This window comes from Dactylosporangium sp. NPDC005572 (assembly GCF_040605515.1).
GTDB lineage: Bacteria > Actinomycetota > Actinomycetes > Mycobacteriales > Micromonosporaceae > Dactylosporangium.
Genome location: NZ_JBEXCY010000087.1, coordinates 11,707 through 31,143, shown reverse-complemented (window position 1 = coordinate 31,143; position 19,437 = coordinate 11,707). Strand labels below are relative to the sequence as shown.

Below are 19,437 nucleotides of genomic sequence, written 5' to 3'. Positions count from 1 at the left end.
GTTCCCGCAGGACCACCTGCCAGCCAGCCAGCCAGCCGGCCGGCCGGCCCGGGCGGGGGCCGTCCTCTGCCGTTTGTCGGGCTCGCCTGCCGGGCAAGCGCACGCGCCCCGGCCGTTTGCCCGCCTGCATGTGCCCCATTGGCCTGCCGCGCCTGCCCGGTAACGACTCGCTAGCCGCCCGACAGGACCTGCCCGCCCGCTGCGCCCGCCTGGTGTGCCGCACCTCCGCCGGCCTGCCCGCCCCGCTGTCCCCGCCTGGTGTGCGGTGCCTCCTTTGGCCTGGCCGCCGCTTCTCCCCGCCGGAGCTGCCCCTGCCCGGCCCCCTGCCCTGTTCGCGGCCTGTCTGCCCGGCCTTCCCCTGCCCGTCTGCCGGGCGGCTCCCCGACGGTTCTGCAGCAGCGGGTTCTGCCGGTTGGCTTTCTGCCGGTTTGCCGTCAGCCGGATCTCATGATCGTGGAGGATTTTGGGTCGTATGGGGCTGGAAAGTTCCGTGATCATGCCCTGTGGGTCTTGTTTCCCCCTCCGTGGGGGTTGGACGTGGGCCTCGGGGGTTCGGTCCTGCGACAGCCGTCGATGGTGGGGTTGGGTGGGGCCACGCGCTGTGGTGGAATGGTCGCTGGTCTGCCGTCGGCGGACTGGCTGTGCGTCGTTGCAGTGTCACGCTGGGTCTTGGAAACTACGTGCCGGCCGGTTGACATGCCGGAAACATCCGGGCAAATGATACTGATAGGGTGTTTCGCCAGGGCTTAGTACTTGACGGACTTACGTCCCGTATGGTGCCCGATCATGAGTCCTTGACCGAAGCGCCCTTGACGACCTAGCCTCGGCGTTACCAGATGGAGACCGCCCAACCACCGCGGGTTTACCGCACAACATAGATCGCGTCACAGATCAGCAACACTTACGAGATTTTGCTCTGGAACCATGCGCCGTGCCTTGCGGGAGGTGGCGGCGCTGGCAGCGACCCAGCAGCGGGGCCTTTCTAGGCCTCTATATCGATGTACCTTGATGGAACCTAGGTCGGGCGTCTCCTCCACATCACCCGCGTCGCACCCCCTCGTGCGGCGCCGAGCGGAGCGAGGTGACGTCGTGACGGAATGCGCCCGTGTCATCCTCTGCGACCCGAACGTCCAACCGGGCGGCCGTGCCGTTCGGGGTGCCGTCGACGCGTCCGGCACCGCCGATCCCGCCGACGATCCGAGCAGCGAAGGCCATAGGGCCATCGTGCCCGGGCGTGGCAGGAATCAGTGCCGAGCTGACGCTCTCCAGGAGAGTGGCGCCGGCAGGTGGAAGCGGAACATGGCGCCAAAGCCCCCGAAAATGGCCCAGAACGGCGCGGCAACAACGGCAACAACGGTGAGCGGTGGGGATTGCGTGCCTCCGGTGCTCGCTGGGCAGGACGTGCGCACGCAGAACAGTGGGGCCTACCGCTTCGAGGTGACCGCGTGACCGAGGTGCAGATCGTGCTGACGGCCGGCGTGGCCGTCCTCGTCATCGTGGTCGTCGTCGTGCTGTTCGTGGCCCTCAAGGCGATCCGCAAGCTCAACGTTCCGGCGACCCAGGTGGCGGTGCCGGTCGACGATCCGGCCTTCCTCGCCGAGAAGGATCGGCAGGAGCACTCGCTCGCCAGCCTGCGGACCGCGGCCGAGGACGCCACCGCGGCGGTCGACGAGGCGCGGGCCGCTGCGGCGGCGGCGCGGACCGAGGCTGCCGCAGCCAAGGCCGAGGCCAGCGCGGCGCGGTCGGAGGCGCGGCGGATCCTGGACGGGGCCCGGGCCGAGGCCGACTCGCTGCTGGAGCGGGCGCACCGGCAGGCCGAGGCGGACGCCGAGCAGGCCCGGGCGGCGGCGCGCAAGGCGGGGGAGCGCGAGGTCAACCAGCTCACCGCCGTGGCGAAGGAGCAGTCGCAGGACGCCGAGCGCCGGCAGCGGCGGCTCGACGAGCGGGAGCGGCTGCTGGTCGAGGAGGCCGAGCGGCTGGCCGAGCGGGACCGGCGCATCAGCGGCACCGAAACGGATCTGTCGGACCGGGAGGGCAACGCGGCCCGGCGGGAGGCCGAGCTCGCGGAGGGCGAGGAGCGGCACCGGGCGGAGCTGGAGCGGATCGCGGGGCTCACCGCCGACGCGGCGCGGGTCGAGGTGGTCGAGACGATCGAGGCCCAGGCCAAGCGCGAGGCGGCGCTGCTGGTTCGCGACATCGAGAGCGACGCGCGGAACACCGCCGAGCAGCGGGCCCGGCACATCGTAGTCGACGCCATCCAGCGGGTCGCCAGCGAGCAGACCGCAGAGAGCGTGGTCAGCGTCCTGCACCTGCCCAGCGACGAGATGAAGGGCCGGATCATCGGCCGCGAGGGGCGCAACATCCGGGCGTTCGAGTCGACGACCGGCGTGAACCTGATCATCGACGACACGCCCGAGGCGGTGCTGCTGTCCTGCTTCGACCCGGTGCGGCGGGAGATCGGGCGGCTGACGCTGGAGAAGCTGGTGCTCGACGGGCGGATCCACCCGCACCGCATCGAGGAGGTCTTCGAGCAGGCGAAGCACGAGGTGGAGCGCCTCTGCCTGCGCGCGGCCGAGGATGCGCTGGTCGAGGTGGGCATCACCGACCTCCACCCGGAGCTCATGACGCTGGTCGGGCGGCTGCGGTACCGCACAAGTTATGGCCAGAACGTCCTCAAGCACCTCGTGGAGACCGCCCACATCGCCGGCATCATGGCCTCCGAGTTGCGACTGGACCCCGCCCTGATCAAGCGGTGCGCGTTCCTGCACGACATCGGCAAGGCGCTCACCCACGAGGTCGAGGGCAGCCACGCGCTCATCGGCGCCGACGTGGCCCGCAAGTACGGCGAGTCGGACGAGGTCGTCCACGCGATCGAGGCGCACCACAACGAGGTGCTGCCGCAGACCATCGAGGCGGTCCTGACCCAGGCGAGTGACGCCTGCTCCGGCGGGCGGCCCGGGGCGCGGCGGGAGAGCCTGGAGGCGTACGTCAAGCGCCTCGAGCGCATCGAGGAGATCGCCGGCGGCAAGTCCGGCGTCGAGAAGGTCTTCGCGATGCAGGCCGGCCGCGAGATCCGGGTCATGGTTCGCCCCGACGACGTGGACGACATCGGGGCGGCCGTGCTCGCCCGCGACGTGGCGAAGCAGATCGAGGAGGAGCTGACCTACCCCGGCCAGATCCGCGTCACCGTCGTGCGGGAGTCGCGCGTCACGGAGATCGCCCGCTGAGGCCCACAGGTTTCCCCATCAAGGCCGGCCCGGCGTAGCAGCGCCCGGCCGGCCGACAGCCCGGGGGGCTAGGCCGGCGGGATCGCCGTGTCGATCTTCATGTAGGGGTTCGCCACCTTGTAGGACCAGATCACCGGGTCGGGCACGTCGAGGTTGCCGCTCGCGTCGAACTTGATGTCCCGGGCGACGCCCTTGCCGGTGTAGGCACGGACGTACTTCACCATGTCCTCCCGCTTGCTCTTGCCGGCCTGGAGGCCCGCCAGGAACACGTTGGTGGCGTCGTACGACTCCGGGCCGTAGTAGCTGGCCGTCTGCTGGTACTTGGCCTGGTACTTCGAGGCGAAGTCGCCGCCCGCCTTCTCGGCCGGCAGGCAGGGGCAGGTGGCGATCAGGCCGTCGGCGACACCGGCGGTGTTGTTGACGAAGCCCTGCGTGAACACCTTGTCGGAGGAGACGATCGGGAAGTTCGGCTTGGCCGTGCGCATCGCCTTGACGAAGACGGCGCCGTCGTCGGCCTGGCCGGCGAAGTACACCGCGTCGTTGCCGCCGTCGGTGACCTGCTTGACCGCCGACGCGAAGTCCTTGTCGGTCCGCTTGATCGCCACGGTCGTGCCGGCCGAGCTGCCCAGCGTGCCGGACGCCGCCTTGTACCCGACCTCGCCGAAGGACGAGTCGTCGTAGACGATCGCGACCTTCTTGGCCTTGATCGTGTTCTTCAGGTACCGCGCGCCGGCCTGCGCCTGGTCCTCGTCCGAGCCGATGATCCGGAAAAACGTGCCCCAGCCCATGGCGGTCAGGTCCACGTCCGGGGCGAACGGCGTGATCATCGGGATGCCGGCCGTGTTGAGGACCGGGCCGGCGTTGACGATCTCGTTGCGGTACACCGGCCCGACGACACCGATGATCTTCGAGTCGGCGATGAGGTCGTTGGCCTTGGACTTGCTCAGGTCGTCCTTGCCCTGCGTGTCGTACTCCGCGAAGGTCACGGGGCAGTCCGCGTGCTTCCCGTTGTACTCGTCGACCGCCATCCGGACGCTGTTGCGCATCATGATGCCGTCGTCCGAGCCGGTGCCGGACGCCATGCCGAGGTACGCGATCTTGTAACCGCACGCGGGCGAGGCGGGCGGCGCCGCGGCCTGCGATGTGCCGCCGTCGCCGCCCGGGGTGCCGCCACCGCCCCCGCGGTTGGCGATCCACACGATCCCGCCGACGACCAGCAGGAGCGCGAGCACGCCACCGCCGATCGCCAGGAGCGTGCCGGTCCGCTTCTGCGGCGGCGGAGGAGGCGGCGCCTGCCACGGAGGAGTCTGCGGTACCACGGGAGGGCGGTGCTGCACGACGGGTGGCGGCGGCTGCTGGTACACGGGCGGGCGCTGCTGCGGGAACGCCACGGGCGGCCGCTGCATCGGCGGCGGGCTCACCGGCGGCGTGCTCATGACGGGCGGGGTGCTGATGACGGGCGGCGTGCTCACCATCGGGGGCGTGCTCACCGGAGGCGGCGAGGTCTGCTGGGGCGGCACCGTCGGCATCGTGCCGGTCTGCAGCAGCGGCGGCAGGTGCGGCGTGTTCGACGGCATGCTGAACGCCGGCGACACCGGCTGGCCGGACACCGGGGCGGCCGACACCGGCGCGGCGGACACGTCGCGGCTCATCTCCATGCCGCCGCCCGATGTCGGGCGCGGGCCGCCGGAGGTCGGCGACGGTACGATCGGCGTGCCGGTGGTGCCGCCCACCGCGGCCCGGCCGGTCGGCGGGGCCAGGTGCAGCGCGCCCTCGGCCACGACCAACTCCGGCTGCTCGATCGCGGTCGGGGCCAGGCCCAGCGCGCGGTGCAGCAGCGTGGCGGCGAGCGGGATGCGGCTCGACCCGCCGACCAGGAAGACGGCGGCGACCTGTGACTGTGCGGCGCCAGCCGACTGGATCGCGATCTGGGTGGCGGTCACCGTCCGGTCGAGGATCGGCTTGGCGAGCTGCTCGAGCTGCTCCCGGCCGATCGGCACGCTCTCGTCGAAGAGGGGCACGTGGACGTACGTCGTCGCGGCCCGGCTCAGCATCTCCTTGGCCAGCCGGGCGTCCTCCCACAGCTGCCAGGCGGCGCGCCGGTCGGACTCGCTCTCCGGGTTGGTCAGGCGGCGCCACTGGTCGCCCTCGCGGCCGGCGAACTGGCGCCCGAGGTACGCCACCACCGCCGCGTCGACGTCGAGGCCGCCCGCGTCGGGCAGGCCCTCGCTCACCAGCATGTCGAAGCCGCCGCCGGCGTTACGGCGCACGACGCTCGCGTCGAACGTGCCGGCGCCGAAGTCGTAGACGACCGCGATGCCGCCGACCGGCACGTGCGTGCCGACGGTACCGACGAAATATGAGGCGGCGGCGACCGGCTCGGACGACAGCAGGGGCGCCGGCAGCCCGGCCGCCGTGACGGCCTGGGCGAGCGTCTGGCGGCGCTGCTGCGGCCAGGTCGCCGGGTGGGTGATGTTGACGTGGGTCGGCTTGGCGCCCGCGACCCGCTCCGCCTCGGAGGCGACGCGGCGCAGGACGCTCGCGACGAGGTCCAGCACGGGCACGTCACGCTCGCCGAGCCAGACGGTCCCCTCCTCGACGCGGCGCTTGGGGTACGGCTCGAACCGGTGCGGCTGCAGGCGCGCCGAATGCATGGCGTCACGCCCGGTGAGGATCGTGCCGTCGGCGTTGACGTACACCGCCGACGGCAGCAACGGCGAACCGTCGAAGAGCAGTGGCTTCGTCCGCCCGTCCGGCCAACGCAGGACGGCGACGGTGTTCGAGGTGCCGAAGTCGATGCCTAGCCTGAAGCCACTATCCGCCACGCGGGCAGCGTACGCAGCGGGCGCAACATTGCCAATGTCGGGTCCAGAGCCGATGGGCCCCGACCGAAAACGGCTGGAGCTGCTCAAACGGCTGCACTGCCGGTCTCTGCGGTCACGGGAACGGGCCGGGCGGTGGTCTTCATTCGGCGACCGCCCCTGTTCAGGCGCCGCTGCAGCCACCACGCGAACCAGCTCAGCAGGCCGCAGGTCGCGATGTAGATCGCCGCGACGACGAGGTAGCTCGGCACGTACGGCAGCCCGAAGGCGAGCCGGCCGCCGATCTGCTTGCCCACGAAGAGCAGCTCCGGCACGGTGATGATGAAGCCGAGCGCGGTGTCCTTCAGCAGCACGACGATCTGGCTGACGATCGCCGGGAGCATCGAGCGCACCGCCTGTGGCAGCAGGATCAGCGTCATGACCTGCGTCTTGCGCATGCCGAGGGCATAGGCGGCCTCGGACTGGCCGCGGGCCACCGCCTCGATGCCGGCCCGGAAGATCTCGGCAAGGACGGATCCGTTGTACAGCGTGAGGCCGAGCACGAGCGGCCAGAACGGCTCGATCTTGAAGCCGAGCTGGAGCGGGCCGTAGTAGGCGAAGAAGATCAGGATCAGCAGCGGGATCGCCCGGAAGAGCTCGACGACGAACGTCGACGGCGCCCGGAACCAGGCGTGGTCGCTCAGCCGGCCGGTGGCGAAGAGCGCACCGAACAGCAGCGCCAGCACCGCCGCGGCGCCGGCCGCGCGCAGCGTGGTCAGGTAGCCGTCGAGCAGCTGCTCCTGGATCGCCGTGTACTGGAACTGCTGCCACTTCACCGAGTCGAACTGGCCGGTCTCGTTGAAGCGCCACACGATGTACACGAGCAGCGCCACGATGGCGAGGGCGCTCACGACGCCGATGATCCGGTAGCGGACCCGTGCCTTGGGCCCGGGCAGGTCGTACAGGACGTTTGTCATCGCGCGACCTTCCAGCGCCGCTCCAGCCGCCGCTGGAGGTAGACCAGCGGGGCGATGATGATCAGGAAGCCGATCGTGACCCAGAGCAGGACCTGGATCTGGTTCTCACCGCGCTCGGCCAGGTAGGCGCGGATGGCGCCGGCCTCGGCGACCGAGAAGCCGGCCGCGATGGTGGTGTTCTTGAGCATCGCGATGAGCACGCTCATCATCGGCGGCACGATGTTGCGGAACGCCTGGGGCAGCACGACCGAGCCGAGCACCTGGGTGAACGTCATACCGAGCGCGCGGGCGGCCTCGGCCTGCCCGACCGGCACCGTGTTGATGCCGGAGCGCAGCACCTCGCAGACGAACGCGCTGGTGTAGGCGACGAGGGCGACGCACGCGCTCGGGAAGTAGTCGATGTTGACATCGAGCTTCGGCACGGCGAAGACCAGCAGCGCGAAGACCAGCGTCAGCGGCGTGTTGCGCAGCAGCAGCACGTACGACGTGCCGAACGCGCGCAGCGCCGGGACCGGTGACACCCGCATCGCGGCGAGCAGCGTGCCGACGACCAGAGAGCCCACGGCGGCGATCAGGAACAGCTCAATCGTCGCCAGGAAGTTCGGGCCGATGATGTCCCAGTTGTCGGTGAGAACGCTCAGGAACGAACCCATGCAGACCTCGGTCGCTTCGGTTGGAGGCTTCGGTTGGAGATGGAAGGGGCGCCGCCACCGGCGGCGCCCCTCACGGTGTCGACTAGTACTTCTCGAGCGCCGGCGGCTTGGCCGCCGAGCCGGACTTGCCGAGCGTGCCGTCGTAGACCTTCTGCCACGTGCCGTCGCCGAACGCCGACTCCAGGGCCGCGTTGATCGCGTCACGCAGGGCCTTGTCGTCGTGGTTCAGGCCGATGCCGTACTTCTCGGGGTACGGCTGGCTCGTCGCCGGGTTGATGAACGGCTTGCCGACGACCTTGAGCAGCGCCGGGTTCTGCGCCGCGTAGCCCTTGAGGATCGCGTCGTCGGTGGTGACCGCGTCGACCTTCTTGTCGATCAGCTGGGAGACGCACTCCGAGTAGGTGGCGAACTCGACGATCTTGCCGCCGGGCTCGGTCAGCTTCTGGTCGCGCACCCGCTGGATCGGGGTGGAGCCGGTCGCCGAGCAGACCGTCTTGCCCTTGAGCGAGTCGGAGCCGGTGATCGACGTTTCGTCCTTGCGGACCAGCAGGTCCTGGGCGGCGATGAAGTACGGACCGGCGAAGGAGACGTCGGCCTTGCGCTTGTCGGTGATCGAGTAGGTGCCGACGTAGTAGTCGATCTCACCGCTCTTGATCGCCGTCTCGCGGTTGGCGGACGGGATCTCCTTGTACTCGATCTTGGCCGGGTCGATGCCCAGCTTCGACGCGATGTACTGCGCGATCTCGATGTCGAAGCCGCAGCGCTTGCCGCTCGCGTCCTTGTAGCCGAGGTTCGGCTGGTCGAACTTGACGCCGACGACGACCTTCGAGGCCGACTTGATCTTGTCGTACGTCGGGCTGCCGGTGATGGCAACGTTGCTCGCCGGCGTAAAGGTGGCACCCGACGAGGTGCAGGTGTCGCTGGCCGGCGCGTTCGAACCCGTGGCGCCACCGGGGGTCTCGGGGACCGGGTCGCCCTCCTTGCCACAGGCGGCAAGGCCCAGCGCCAGCGTGGCGACGGCGGCGACCGCCGCAATCCGCGTGATTCGCATGTCTTGCGTACTCCTTCCATTACCGCTAAGCCGCCCGGGATCGCCGAGCGGCCGGGAAACGCACCGGTCAGTGCGTCAGGATCTTCGAGAGGAAGTCTTTGGCCCGGTCGGTGCGGGGATTCGCGAAGAACTCGGTGGGCGGCGCTTCCTCCACCAACTGGCCTTCGGCCATGAAGACGACGCGGTTGGCGGCGTGGCGGGCAAATCCCATCTCGTGGGTGACCACGACCATGGTCATGCCTTCCCGCGCCAGCCCGGTCATCACGTCGAGGACCTCGCCGACCATCTCCGGGTCGAGTGCGCTCGTCGGCTCGTCGAACAGCATGGCCTTCGGCTGCATGGCCAGGGCCCGGGCGATCGCCGCGCGCTGCTGCTGGCCGCCCGAGAGCTGCGCCGGGTACTTCTGTGCCTGCTGCCCGATGCCCACCCGGTCGAGCAGCGACATCGCCCGCTCGCGCACCGCCGCCGCCTTCTCCTTGCGCACCTTGATCGGGCCGAGCATCACGTTCTCGAGCACGGTCTTGTGCGCGAACAGGTTGAACGACTGGAAGACCATGCCGACCTCGCTGCGCAGGCGCGCGAGCGGCCGGCCCTCCTCGGGCAGCGTCGTGCCGTCGAAGACGATCTCGCCCTGGCTGATGGGCTCCAGCCGGTTGATCGCGCGGCACAGCGTCGACTTGCCCGATCCGGAGGGCCCGACGACCACCACGACCTCGCCGCGGCCGATCGACAGGTTGATGTCCTTCAGGACGTGCAAATCACCGAACCACTTGTTCACGCCATTGAGCACGATCAAAGGCTCGTCCGTCATCGTCCGCCTCACTGGGTGGGTCGCTTTCCCGGAAACGTTAGCGGTGCCAATGCCCTCGATCTGCCGCGAAGCGGTCACGGACGGATAACGGCGACCCCCTGCGACACTGTTGACCATGCGAATTCTGGTCACGAACGACGATGGCATCGACAGCCCCGGCCTCCATGCCCTCGCGGCCACCGCCGTCCGGGCCGGGCACGAGGTCGTCGTCGCCGCGCCGGCGAAGGAGGCCAGCGGCGCGAGCGCGTCACTGACCGCGGTCGATGCGGGCGGGCGCATCGCGATGGCCGGGCGCCCGTTGCCGGGGATGCTTTCGACGGTACCGTCGTTCGCCGTCTCCGCCTCACCCGCGTTCATCGTGCTCATCGCGACCCGGGGCGCGTTCGGCGAGCCGCCGGACGTGGTCCTGTCGGGGATCAACCGCGGGCCGAACACGGGCGCCGCCGTCCTGCACTCCGGCACCGTCGGCGCGGCGTTCACCGCGGTCGACAACGGTTGCCGGGCGATGGCCGTCTCGCTGGACGTCTCCTTCGACCCGCGCTCGGACGCGGTACCGCACTGGGAGACCGCCGCCGAGGTGGCCGGCGACCTCCTGCCGCTGTGCACCGGCCCGTTCGTGCTCAACGTCAACGTCCCCAACGTGCCCGCCGGCGACCTGCGCGGCTACCGGCGGGCCCACCTCGCCGAGTTCGGCATGGTGCAGATGACGCTGCTGGAGCAGGGCCACGGCTACGTGCGCATGTCGCTGGAGCAGCTCGAATCCGGCGCGGAGCCGGGCAGTGACGACGCATGGCTGTTGGACGGGTATGTCGCGGTCACCCCGATCCGCCCGCCGCACGAGGCGGTGGACGTACCGCTGCCCGGGCTGGTGGATCCGGCCGGTGACCACGTCGGGGGCTAGACTTCACGCTGCCATGACTGCTTCCCGCACCTTCAAGGTGATCACGTACGGCTGCCAGATGAATGCGCACGACTCCGAGCGCATCTCAGGGCTGCTGGAGGACGCCGGCTACGTGCCGGTGCCCGGTGACGGCGACCCCGACGTCGTCGTGTTCAACACCTGCGCGGTGCGGGAGAACGCGGACAACCGGCTCTACGGCAACCTCGGCCACCTGCGCCCGACGAAGAACGCCAGGCCGGACATGCAGATCGCCGTCGGCGGCTGTCTGGCGCAGAAGGACCGCGGCGAGATCGTGCGCAAGGCGCCGTGGGTCGACGTAGTCTTCGGTACGCACAACATCGGCTCCCTGCCGGTGCTCCTGGAGCGGGCCCGGCACAACGCCTCGGCCGAGGTCGAGATCCTGGAGTCGCTGGAGGTCTTCCCCTCCACGCTCCCGACCCGCCGCGAGTCGACCTACGCCGGCTGGGTGTCGATCTCGGTGGGCTGCAACAACACCTGCACCTTCTGCATCGTGCCCGCGCTGCGCGGCAAGGAGAAGGACCGCCGCCCCGGCGACATCCTGGCTGAAGTCCGGGCATTGGCCTCCGAAGGTGTACTGGAGGTGACGCTCCTCGGGCAGAACGTGAACTCGTACGGCGTCGAGTTCGGCGACCGCCTGGCCTTCGGCAAGCTCCTGCGCGCCTGCGGCGACGTCGATGGCCTGGAGCGCGTCCGGTTCACCAGCCCGCACCCGAAGGACTTCACCGACGACGTCATCGCCGCGATGGCCGAGACGCCGAACGTGTGCCACTCCCTGCACATGCCGCTCCAGTCGGGCTCCGACTCGGTCCTGCGCGCGATGCGCCGCTCGTACCGCTCCTCCCGCTACCTGGAGATGATCGACAAGGTCCGCGCCGCGATGCCCGACGCCGCGATCACGACGGACATCATCGTCGGCTTCCCGGGCGAGACCGACGACGACTTCGAGCGCACGCTCGACGTGGTCCGCGCGGCCCGCTACTCGAGCGCCTTCACGTTCCAGTACTCGAAGCGCCCCGGCACCCCCGCCGCCACGATGGACGACCAGGTGCCGAAGGCGGTCGTCCAGGAGCGCTACGACCGGCTGATCGCCACGCTGGAGGAGATCAGCTGGGACGAGAACAAGAAGCTGGTCGGCACGCCGCTCGAGGTGCTGGTCGCGGTGGGCGAGGGCCGCAAGGACACCACGACGGGCCGCCTGTCGGGCCGCGCGCGCGACGGCCGCCTGGTCCACTTCGCGGCCGACGCTGCCGCCGGCATCCGCCCGGGCGACATCGTGCACACCACGGTGACGTACGCGGCGCCGCACCACCTGAACGCGGACGGCCCGCTCCTGTCGCACCGCCGCACCCGGGCGGGCGACGCCTGGGAGGCCGGCCGCGTGACCCGCACGCCGGGTGTGGCGCTGGGCATGCCGTCGATCGGCGCCCCACCACCCCAGCCGGCAGCAACCTCCTGCACCTGACCACCGCCGAGCCCTGCCCCGCCCCCAGCGCCGGCCGCTTCGTATCGGCGTAGACCTCCGCGGCGGTGTCCATGAACGCTGGCCGGATTTGCTGGCTGCAGAATGGCGCGCGATCTTGGACTTGAATTCGTCCCCCTTTATCGGATATTTCCGACTACTACTCCAAGATCGGCGAGGCTCGCGGGGCGGCGCGGGGCGGCGCGGGGCGGCGCGACGGCGGCGGCGGCCGAGAGGACCGATCACGCCTGATGCATCACGCCTGATGCATCAAAGCTGATGTGTCGGTCGCGGCGAGCCTGGGGCCGCATCCTGCGCGGAGGTGCGGAACCGCGATCATGCGGCCAGGACGGTCGCCGGAGGGTGCCGCCGGGCCTGGACCCAGGGGGCACCTCATGATCGTGGGAAGTATTTGGCTGTCCTGGCGACCAGATGTTTCCCATGATCATGGGCGGCGGCCATCGGCCTGGGTGATTTGTCCGGAAAGTCGCCGGCTGGCCGCGGCGAACAAGGCGGAAAACGACGTTGACCACTACACGCAGGGCGCGTGTAGTGGTCAACTTTTCTATGTCGGACGGGCTGTGCCCGTCACTGAGAAAGCTTCCTCAGCCCGTGTGCTCGGCCATCGCCAGGAACTTGCGCTTCGACTCCAGGGCCTTCTCCGCCTCGCGGATCCGGCGCTGGTCGCCGGCGGCCTGAGCGCTCGCCAGCTGCTGCTCCGCCCGCGCCACCTGCTCGCGCATCTGGGCCAGCAGCGGGCTCGCCTCGGGCGGGGTGCGGCGCCAGGCCGCGTCCATCGCCGACTTCACCTTGTCCTCGACCGAGCGCAGGCGGCGGTCCAGGCCGGCCTGGGCCTCGCGCGGGACCCGGCCCACGTCGTGCCAGGTGCCCTGGATCTCGCGGAGCTTGGCCTGCGCGGCCTTCGGGTCGCCGTCGATGTCGAGCGACTCGGCCTGGGCGAGCAGCTCCTGCTTGCGGTCCAGGTTGCCCTTGAACTCGGCGTCGCGGGCGCTGAACACCTCGGACCGGCGCTTGAAGAACGCGTCCTGGGCGGCGCGGAACCGCTCCCAGAGGCGCTGCTCGGTCTCCTTGGCGGCGCGCGGGGCGGCCTTCCACTCGGTCATGAGGTCCTTGAGGCGGGCGGCGGTCGCGTTCCACTCGGTGGAGTCGGCGATCTGCTCGGCCTCGATGACCAGCTCTTCCTTGCGGCTCTGGGCCTGCTTGCGGCTCGCGTCGAGGGACGCGAAGTGGGCGCCCCGGCGGCGGGTGAAGGCGTCGCGAGCGGCGGCGTACCGCTTCCAGAGCTCGCCCTCGGCCTTCTTCTCGACGCCGTGGATCGACTTCCACTCGTCGAGGATCTCCTTGAGGCGGTCACCGGCCGTCTTCCAGCCGGTCGCGTCGGCGGCGATCAGCTCGGCCTCCTCCACCAGGGTGGTCTTGCGGGCCAGTGCCTCGGCGCGGGCGGCGTCGCGCGCCGCGCGGGCGGCGCCGGCCTTCTCCTCGGCGATCGTGGTCAGCTTGTCGAGCCGGGCGGCGAGCCCGTCGATGTCGCCGACGACGTGGGCCTCGTCCAGGCCACTGCGCAGGCGGCGGATGGTGGACAACGACTGACCGGCGTCGGCTGCCCCGCTGCCGAGCCGGGCCTCGATGAGGTCGACCTCGGTCACCAGGTCGGCGAACCGGCGCGCGAAGTGCGCGAGGCCCTCCTCCGGCGTCCCGGCCTGCCAGGACCCGATGGCCCGTTCCCCCGCGGCCGTCTTCACGAAGACGTTGCCGTCAGCGTCGATCCGTCCAAACGTCGTAGGCTCGCTCATCTGCCATCCTCGCTCCCGGCGCCCGTAGGATCGGGTATCCCACCGTCGCGCCGCCATCGCACAGCAAAGTTCCCCAGGGCATTGTCACAGGTGTGCCCCGGGGCCGGTCGAGGGCCTGCGGCCGAACCGTGACCATTCCGGTGCCAAGCACGGGCCGCACGGCCGGGCAACGACCGTCCCCGATAACGTTAAGCCGTGTCACTCGTCGCCGCCGCGGTCTGCCCACATCCGCCGTTGTTGCTGCCGGAGGTGGCCGCCGGAGCGGCGCACGAGCTCGACGACCTGCGGTCTGCCTGCCACGTCGCCGTGGCCCACCTGACCAGCGCCTCGGTCGACTCGCTCGTTGTGGTTGGTGCCGATACCACGACGGTACGCCGTCGGCCCCCCTTCGGTGGGACCCTGTCCCCGTGGGGGATCGACCGCCCGGTCGGGACGCCCGGTGGCGACCCGCTGCCCCTCAGCCTGCTCATCGGCGCCTGGCTCGCCCCGGCCGCGACCGGCTTCCAGAGCGTCGCGGCGGCCGCCTCCCCGGACGAATGCGCACAACTCGGTCGAGCGCTCGCCGGCGAGGCCGCCCGGGTCGGGCTGCTGGTCCTCGGCGACGCGTCCGCCTGCCGCAGCGAGAAGGCGCCGGGGTATCTCGACCCGCGCGCCGGGCGCTTCGACGCCGCCGTGGCGGACGCCCTGGCCAAGGCCGACACGGAGGCCCTCCTGGGTGTCGACCCGCGGCTGGCCGGCGAGCTGCTCGTGGCCGGCCGGGCGCCGTGGCAGGTGCTCGCCGGGGCGGCCGGGGACGTCGCCTGGTCGCACACCGAGGTCCTGTATGACGACGCTCCGTACGGCGTCGGTTACCTGGTGGCGAGCTGGCGGTGACCACCGTCGTCGCCATCGTCGGCCCGACCGCGGCCGGCAAGTCCGCCCTGAGCCTGCGCCTGGCCCACGCGCTGCAGGGTGAGGTCATCAATGCCGATTCGATGCAGCTGTACCGCGGGATGGACATCGGCACCGCCAAGCTCACCGTCGCCGAGCGGGAGGGCGTGCCGCACCACGTGCTGGACATCTGGGACGTGACGGAGCCGGCCAGCGTGGCCGTCTACCAGGAGCTGGCCCGCGCGGCGATCGACGACGTGGCGGCCCGCGGCCGGGTGCCGCTGCTGGTCGGCGGCTCGGGCCTGTACGTGCGGGCCGTGCTCGAGGACTTCGAGTTCCCCGGCACCGACCCCGACCTGCGGGCCGAGCTGGAGGCGGAGCTGGCCCGGGTGGGCCCGGCGCCGCTGTACGCCCGGCTGGCCGCGGCCGACCCCGTCGCCGCCGAGCGGATCCTGCCGAGCAACGGCCGGCGGATCGTCCGCGCGCTGGAGGTCAACGCGCTCACCGGGTCGACGTTCACCGCGCGCCTGCCCGAGCCGCGCCCGGTGTACGACAGCATCCAGATCGGCGTCGACGTCGACACCGCCGAGCTCGACGCCCGCATCGCGCGGCGGGTGGACGCCATGTGGGCGGCGGGGCTGGTCGCCGAGGCGCGCGAGCTGGAGCGCCACGGGCTGCGGGAGGGCCGCACGGCCGGCCGGGCGCTGGGGTACCACCAGATCCTCACCCTTCCGGAGGAGGAAGCGCGGGCCGAGACCGTGCGCGCCACCCGGCGCTTCGTGCGGCGGCAGCGCTCGTGGTTCCGCCGCGACCAGCGAATCGTGTGGCTCGACGGTGCCGCGGCGGACATCACGGAGGCGGCGCTGGAGCTCGTGCGGCAAGATTGACGCCATGCGCTTCGCAAAAGGCCATGGCACGGGCAACGACTTCGTCATCCTGCCCGACCCCGACGGTGTGCTCCCGCTGACGCCGGCGTTCGTCGCCGCGCTGTGCGACCGCCGCCGCGGGATCGGCGCCGACGGGGTCCTGCGCGTGGTCCGCAGCGCCGCCCACCCCGACGCCGAGGCCTCGGCGGGTACGGCCGAGTGGTTCATGGACTACTGGAACTCGGACGGTTCCCAGTCGGAGATGTGCGGCAACGGCGTGCGTGTCTACGCGCGGTACCTGGCGGAGGCCGGCCTGGTCGCCCCCGAGGGCTCGTTCAACCTGGTCACCCGGGCGGGTGTGGTGCCGGTCACCATGGGCGAGGAGATCACCGCCGGGATGCCGGTGCCCCGGGTGTACGTGCAGAGCGAGGCCGGCACCAACAGCGCCGTCTTCACCGGCACCGCGGTCGACGTCGGCAACCCCCACCTGGTCTGCCCGGTCGACGAGGCGACCCTGGAGCGGCTCGACCTGGCCACCGCTCCGGCGATCGACCCGCTGATCTTCCCGGCTGGCGTCAACGTGGAGTTCGCCGCGGTCGGCAACCCACCGGTGGGCGCCGACCTGTACCGCCGGATGCGCGTCTACGAGCGCGGCTCGGGCGAGACCCAGTCCTGCGGCTCCGGCGTCTGCGCGGTGGCCGCGGTGGCCCTGCACCACGCCGGCCTGGAGTCGGGCGTGGTGGTCGTCGACGTGCCGGGCGGCCGCCTGACGGTGACCTCGACCCCGTCGGAGTGCCTGCTGCGCGGCCCGGCGGTGATCGTCGCCCACGGCGACGTCGACGCCCAGGCCATCCGCCAGCTGGCCCCACTGCACTCGTAGCCGCGGCCCTTCACGCCGCGATCTTGGAGTTGTGGTCCCGGATTCGCCGGAAAAAGCGCGGACCGCAAGTCCAAGATCGCGGCTGGGTGGGGCGTGGGCCTATGAGGACGGGGGCTCCGGGGTCGAGTCCAGGACCGGGCCCTTCGCCGCGGCCCGGACCGCCGCGGCGACCGCGGGGGCCACGCGGGCGTCGAAGACGCTCGGGACGATGACCGTCGGGTTGAGCTTGTCCTCGCCGACCGTGTCCGCGATCGCCTGGGCCGCCGCGATGGCCATCGGCTCGGTGAACTCGCGGGCCTGGGCGTCGAGCATGCCGCGGAACACGCCCGGGAAGGCCAGCACGTTGTTGATCTGGTTCGGCTGGTCGGAGCGGCCGGTGGCGACGATCGCGGCGTGCTCGCGGGCCTCCCGCGGGTCGACCTCGGGGTCGGGGTTGGCCAGGGCGAACACGATCGAGTTCGGCGCCATCGTGGCGATGTCGTCGCCGGTGAGCAGGTTGGGGGCGCTCACGCCGATGAAGACGTCGGCGCCGCGCAGGGCCCCGCGCAGGTCGCCGCTGTAGTTGTTCTTGTTGGTGTGGTCCGCGAGCCACTGCCAGGAGTTCGACAGGTTGGCCATGCCGCGGTGCAGCGCGCCGGGCCGGTCGGTCGCGATCACGTCGCCGACGCCCTGGTGCAGCAGCAGCTTGATGATCGCCGTACCGGCCGCACCGGAGCCGCTGACCACCACGCGCACCTGGTCGATCGGCTTGCCGACCACGCGCAGGGCGTTGGTGAGGGCGGCCAGCACGCAGATGGCCGTGCCGTGCTGGTCGTCGTGGAAGACGGGGATGTCGAGCAGGTCGCGCAGCCGCTCCTCGATCTCGAAGCAGCGCGGCGCCGCGATGTCCTCCAGGTTGATGCCGCCGTAGGCCGGCGCGATCGCCCGGACGATGGAGATGATCTCCTCGGTGTCCTGGGTGTCCAGGACCACCGGCCAGGCGTCGACCCCGCCGAACCGCTTGAACAGGGCGGCCTTGCCCTCCATGACCGGCATCGCCGCATACGGGCCGATGTTGCCCAGCCCGAGCACGGCTGAGCCGTCGGTCACCACGGCGACCGTGTTGCGCTTGATCGTGAGGCGGCGGGCGTCGTCGGGGTTCTCGGCGATGGCGAGGCAGACGCGCGCCACGCCCGGCGTGTAGGCGCGGGACAGTTCGTCGCGGTTGCGGAGCGCGACCTTGGGGGCGACCTCGATCTTGCCGCCGAGGTGCAGGAGGAAGGTGCGGTCGGAGACCTTGCGGACGTCGACCCCGTCGAGCTTCTCCAGGCCCGCCACGACCTGCTCGGCGTGGCTTGAGTCGGCGGTGTCGGTGGTGAGGTCGACGACGACGTTGTTGCTGTCGGAGTCGACGACGTCGACGGCGGTGACGATACCGCCGGCCTCACCCACGGCGGTGGTCAGGCGGCCGATCGCGGAGGCGTCGGCGCGGACGGAGACACGGATCGTGATGGAAAACCCGGCGCTGGGCAAACGGTGTGTGGCAGGTGTCACCGCCCCATTCTCACTCGCTCACCCACCCCCTGGCCGCACCGGGGACCGCGTGATCGTGACAGGTCGATGCACGTGCGACCAATATCAAGTGCCATCGGGTGCTTGAGGTGTCACGATTGACGAGTTGTATCGGCAGTCCCTAGGAGTACATGTTGCGAGCACGAGCGACGTTCGAGGACCTCGCGGACGATGTCGAGTTCGACACGGGCGAGCTGGAACTCGAGGAGCGTCACGCCCTCCGTCGCGTCGCCGGCCTGTCCACCGAGCTCGCCGACGTCACCGAGGTCGAATACCGACAACTGCGCCTGGAACGGGTGATTCTGGTCGGAGTGTGGACGGAAGGCACCGCCACCGACGCCGAGAACTCCCTGACCGAGCTGGCCGCGCTCGCCGAGACGGCCGGGTCCCAGGTGCTCGACGGGCTGATCCAGCGGCGTGGCCGGCCCGATTCGTCGACGTACATCGGCCGGGGCAAGGTCGACGAGCTCCGCTCGGTCGTCCAGAGCACCGGCGCCGACACCGTCATCTGCGACGGCGAGCTGTCGCCGTCCCAGCTGCGCACGCTGGAGTCGCGGGTCAACGTCAAGGTCATCGACCGCACGGCGCTGATCCTCGACATCTTCGCCCAGCACGCCAAGAGCAAGGAGGGCAAGGCCCAGGTCGAGCTGGCCCAGCTGCAGTACTTCCTGCCGCGGCTGCGTGGCTGGGGTGAGGCCCTCAGCCGGCAGGCCGGTGGCTCCGCCAGCGGCAACGGCGGCGTGGGTCTGCGCGGTCCCGGTGAGACGAAGCTGGAGACCGACCGGCGGCGCATCCGGCACCGCATCGCCCGGCTCAAGCGCGAGATCGCCGCAATGGCGACGATCCGCGACACCAAGCGGGCGACCCGGCGCCGCAACCGGGTGCCGAGCGTGGCCATCGCCGGGTACACCAACGCCGGCAAGTCCAGCCTGCTCAACCGGCTGACCGGCGCCGGCGTGCTGGTCGAGGACGCGCTGTTCGCCACCCTCGACACGACGACCCGGCGCAGCCGCACGGCCGACGGGCGGCTGTACACGCTGTCCGACACGGTCGGGTTCGTCCGGCACCTGCCCCACCAGCTCGTCGAGGCGTTCCGCTCGACGCTGGAGGAGGTGGCGGAGGCCGACCTCGTGCTGCACGTGGTCGACGGTGCCCATCCCGACCCGGAGGAGCAGGTCCGGGCGGTGCGGGAGGTCCTCGCCGAGGTGGGGGCGGACGCGGTACCGGAGCTGCTGGTGGTCAACAAGGTCGACGCCGCCGACGAGGAGACGCAACTGCGGCTCAAGCGCCTGTGGCCCGACGCGGTGTTCGCGTCCGCGCGCACCAGGGTCGGGATCGAGGACGTGCGGGCCGCCGTCGAGCAGCGGCTGCCGTGGCCGGCGATCGAGCTCCAGGCCGTGGTCCCGTACGACCGGGGCGACCTGGTCGCGCGCGTCCACTCGATCGGCGAGGTGCTCGAAACCGCTCATCTGGCCGAGGGAACGCGCATCCGCGCTCGGGTGAACGACGCGCTGGCTGCGGAGCTTGCCCAGTTTGTGGTGTCTTCGTAGGTTTT

The 19,437-nt window shown here is 71.0% G+C and carries 14 protein-coding genes; 7 read left to right on the top strand and 7 right to left on the bottom strand.

Going from position 1 to position 19,437, the window contains the following annotated elements; genetic code table 11:
- Window positions 1-1,517 precede the first annotated feature (1,517 nt).
- Window positions 1,518-3,227, top strand: coding sequence for a ribonuclease Y (gene rny / locus ABZS66_RS33150; RefSeq protein ID WP_354764658.1), 1,710 nt, complete (start codon window positions 1,518-1,520; stop codon window positions 3,225-3,227).
- A 68-nt stretch (window positions 3,228-3,295) separates the two neighbouring features.
- Here the strand turns inward: rny and ABZS66_RS33145 are convergent, their stop codons facing one another.
- The 5 genes from ABZS66_RS33145 to ABZS66_RS33125 form a co-directional block, all read right to left on the bottom strand.
- Window positions 3,296-6,052: an ABC transporter substrate-binding protein gene (locus ABZS66_RS33145; protein ID WP_354764626.1), complete on the bottom strand. Its 2,757-nt coding sequence runs from the start codon at window positions 6,050-6,052 to the stop codon at window positions 3,296-3,298.
- 83 nt (window positions 6,053-6,135) lie between these two features.
- Entirely contained in the window at window positions 6,136-7,005 is an 870-nt protein-coding gene (locus tag ABZS66_RS33140) for an amino acid ABC transporter permease (protein ID WP_354764624.1), read from the bottom strand.
- A complete protein-coding gene (locus tag ABZS66_RS33135) occupies window positions 7,002-7,658 on the bottom strand; it encodes an amino acid ABC transporter permease (RefSeq protein WP_354764622.1) in 657 nt (218 codons plus the stop codon). Before ABZS66_RS33135 ends, ABZS66_RS33140 begins: the two co-directional genes overlap by 4 nt.
- A gap of 82 nt (window positions 7,659-7,740) precedes the next feature.
- Window positions 7,741-8,709: a glutamate ABC transporter substrate-binding protein gene (locus ABZS66_RS33130; RefSeq protein WP_354764620.1), complete on the bottom strand. Its 969-nt coding sequence runs from the start codon at window positions 8,707-8,709 to the stop codon at window positions 7,741-7,743.
- 67 nt (window positions 8,710-8,776) lie between these two features.
- Entirely contained in the window at window positions 8,777-9,520 is a 744-nt protein-coding gene (locus ABZS66_RS33125) for an amino acid ABC transporter ATP-binding protein (protein ID WP_354764618.1), read from the bottom strand.
- A gap of 115 nt (window positions 9,521-9,635) precedes the next feature.
- Between ABZS66_RS33125 and ABZS66_RS33120 the strand changes: the two genes are divergently transcribed.
- Both ABZS66_RS33120 and miaB read left to right on the top strand, forming a co-directional pair.
- The gene (locus ABZS66_RS33120) at window positions 9,636-10,421 is read left to right on the top strand and encodes a 5'/3'-nucleotidase SurE (RefSeq protein WP_354764616.1); all 786 of its coding nucleotides are present in this window, start codon (window positions 9,636-9,638) and stop codon (window positions 10,419-10,421) included.
- A 13-nt stretch (window positions 10,422-10,434) separates the two neighbouring features.
- The gene (miaB, locus tag ABZS66_RS33115; RefSeq protein WP_354764614.1) at window positions 10,435-11,904 is read left to right on the top strand and encodes a tRNA (N6-isopentenyl adenosine(37)-C2)-methylthiotransferase MiaB; all 1,470 of its coding nucleotides are present in this window, start codon (window positions 10,435-10,437) and stop codon (window positions 11,902-11,904) included.
- Between the two features lie 602 nt (window positions 11,905-12,506).
- On the opposite strand, the gene ABZS66_RS33110 is transcribed toward miaB, so the two are convergent.
- Entirely contained in the window at window positions 12,507-13,715 is a 1,209-nt protein-coding gene (locus ABZS66_RS33110) for a DUF349 domain-containing protein (protein ID WP_354764612.1), read from the bottom strand.
- 195 nt (window positions 13,716-13,910) lie between these two features.
- Between ABZS66_RS33110 and ABZS66_RS33105 the strand changes: the two genes are divergently transcribed.
- From ABZS66_RS33105 to dapF, 3 genes are read left to right on the top strand one after another with little or no spacing between them, the layout of a single operon-like run.
- Window positions 13,911-14,588, top strand: a complete 678-nt coding sequence (locus ABZS66_RS33105) for a class III extradiol dioxygenase subunit B-like domain-containing protein (RefSeq protein WP_354764610.1) — start codon at window positions 13,911-13,913, stop codon at window positions 14,586-14,588.
- Window positions 14,579-15,472 carry a tRNA (adenosine(37)-N6)-dimethylallyltransferase MiaA gene (miaA, locus tag ABZS66_RS33100; protein WP_354764656.1) on the top strand — a complete coding sequence of 298 codons (894 nt, stop codon included), beginning with the start codon at window positions 14,579-14,581 and terminating at the stop codon, window positions 15,470-15,472. The genes ABZS66_RS33105 and miaA overlap by 10 nt, the downstream gene beginning before the upstream one ends.
- A 4-nt stretch (window positions 15,473-15,476) precedes the next feature.
- Window positions 15,477-16,331 (top strand): diaminopimelate epimerase, encoded by an 855-nt coding sequence (gene dapF / locus ABZS66_RS33095; protein ID WP_354764609.1) that lies wholly within the window; start codon window positions 15,477-15,479, stop codon window positions 16,329-16,331.
- Between the two features lie 99 nt (window positions 16,332-16,430).
- Here dapF and ABZS66_RS33090 read toward each other — a convergent pair whose 3' ends face one another.
- On the bottom strand, window positions 16,431-17,864 hold the full coding sequence (locus tag ABZS66_RS33090; RefSeq protein WP_354764607.1) for an NAD-dependent malic enzyme: 1,434 nt from the start codon (window positions 17,862-17,864) through the stop codon (window positions 16,431-16,433).
- 149 nt (window positions 17,865-18,013) lie between these two features.
- On the opposite strand from ABZS66_RS33090, the gene hflX reads away from it, so the two are divergent.
- On the top strand, window positions 18,014-19,432 hold the full coding sequence (gene hflX, locus ABZS66_RS33085; RefSeq protein ID WP_354764606.1) for a GTPase HflX: 1,419 nt from the start codon (window positions 18,014-18,016) through the stop codon (window positions 19,430-19,432).
- Window positions 19,433-19,437: the final 5 nt, after the last annotated feature.

What these genes read in the sequence shown, in the direction of transcription:
- ABZS66_RS33125 (WP_354764618.1), bottom strand. Translation starts at nt 9,520, where the DNA reads ATGACGGACGAGCCTTTGATCGTGCTCAATGGCGTGAACAAGTGGTTC.
- miaB (WP_354764614.1), top strand. Translation starts at nt 10,435, where the DNA reads ATGACTGCTTCCCGCACCTTCAAGGTGATCACGTACGGCTGCCAGATG.
- ABZS66_RS33135 (WP_354764622.1), bottom strand. Translation starts at nt 7,658, where the DNA reads ATGGGTTCGTTCCTGAGCGTTCTCACCGACAACTGGGACATCATCGGC.
- hflX (WP_354764606.1), top strand. Translation starts at nt 18,014, where the DNA reads ATGTTGCGAGCACGAGCGACGTTCGAGGACCTCGCGGACGATGTCGAG.
- ABZS66_RS33110 (WP_354764612.1), bottom strand. Translation starts at nt 13,715, where the DNA reads ATGAGCGAGCCTACGACGTTTGGACGGATCGACGCTGACGGCAACGTC.
- ABZS66_RS33140 (WP_354764624.1), bottom strand. Translation starts at nt 7,005, where the DNA reads ATGACAAACGTCCTGTACGACCTGCCCGGGCCCAAGGCACGGGTCCGC.
- dapF (WP_354764609.1), top strand. Translation starts at nt 15,477, where the DNA reads ATGCGCTTCGCAAAAGGCCATGGCACGGGCAACGACTTCGTCATCCTG.
- ABZS66_RS33120 (WP_354764616.1), top strand. Translation starts at nt 9,636, where the DNA reads ATGCGAATTCTGGTCACGAACGACGATGGCATCGACAGCCCCGGCCTC.
- ABZS66_RS33130 (WP_354764620.1), bottom strand. Translation starts at nt 8,709, where the DNA reads ATGCGAATCACGCGGATTGCGGCGGTCGCCGCCGTCGCCACGCTGGCG.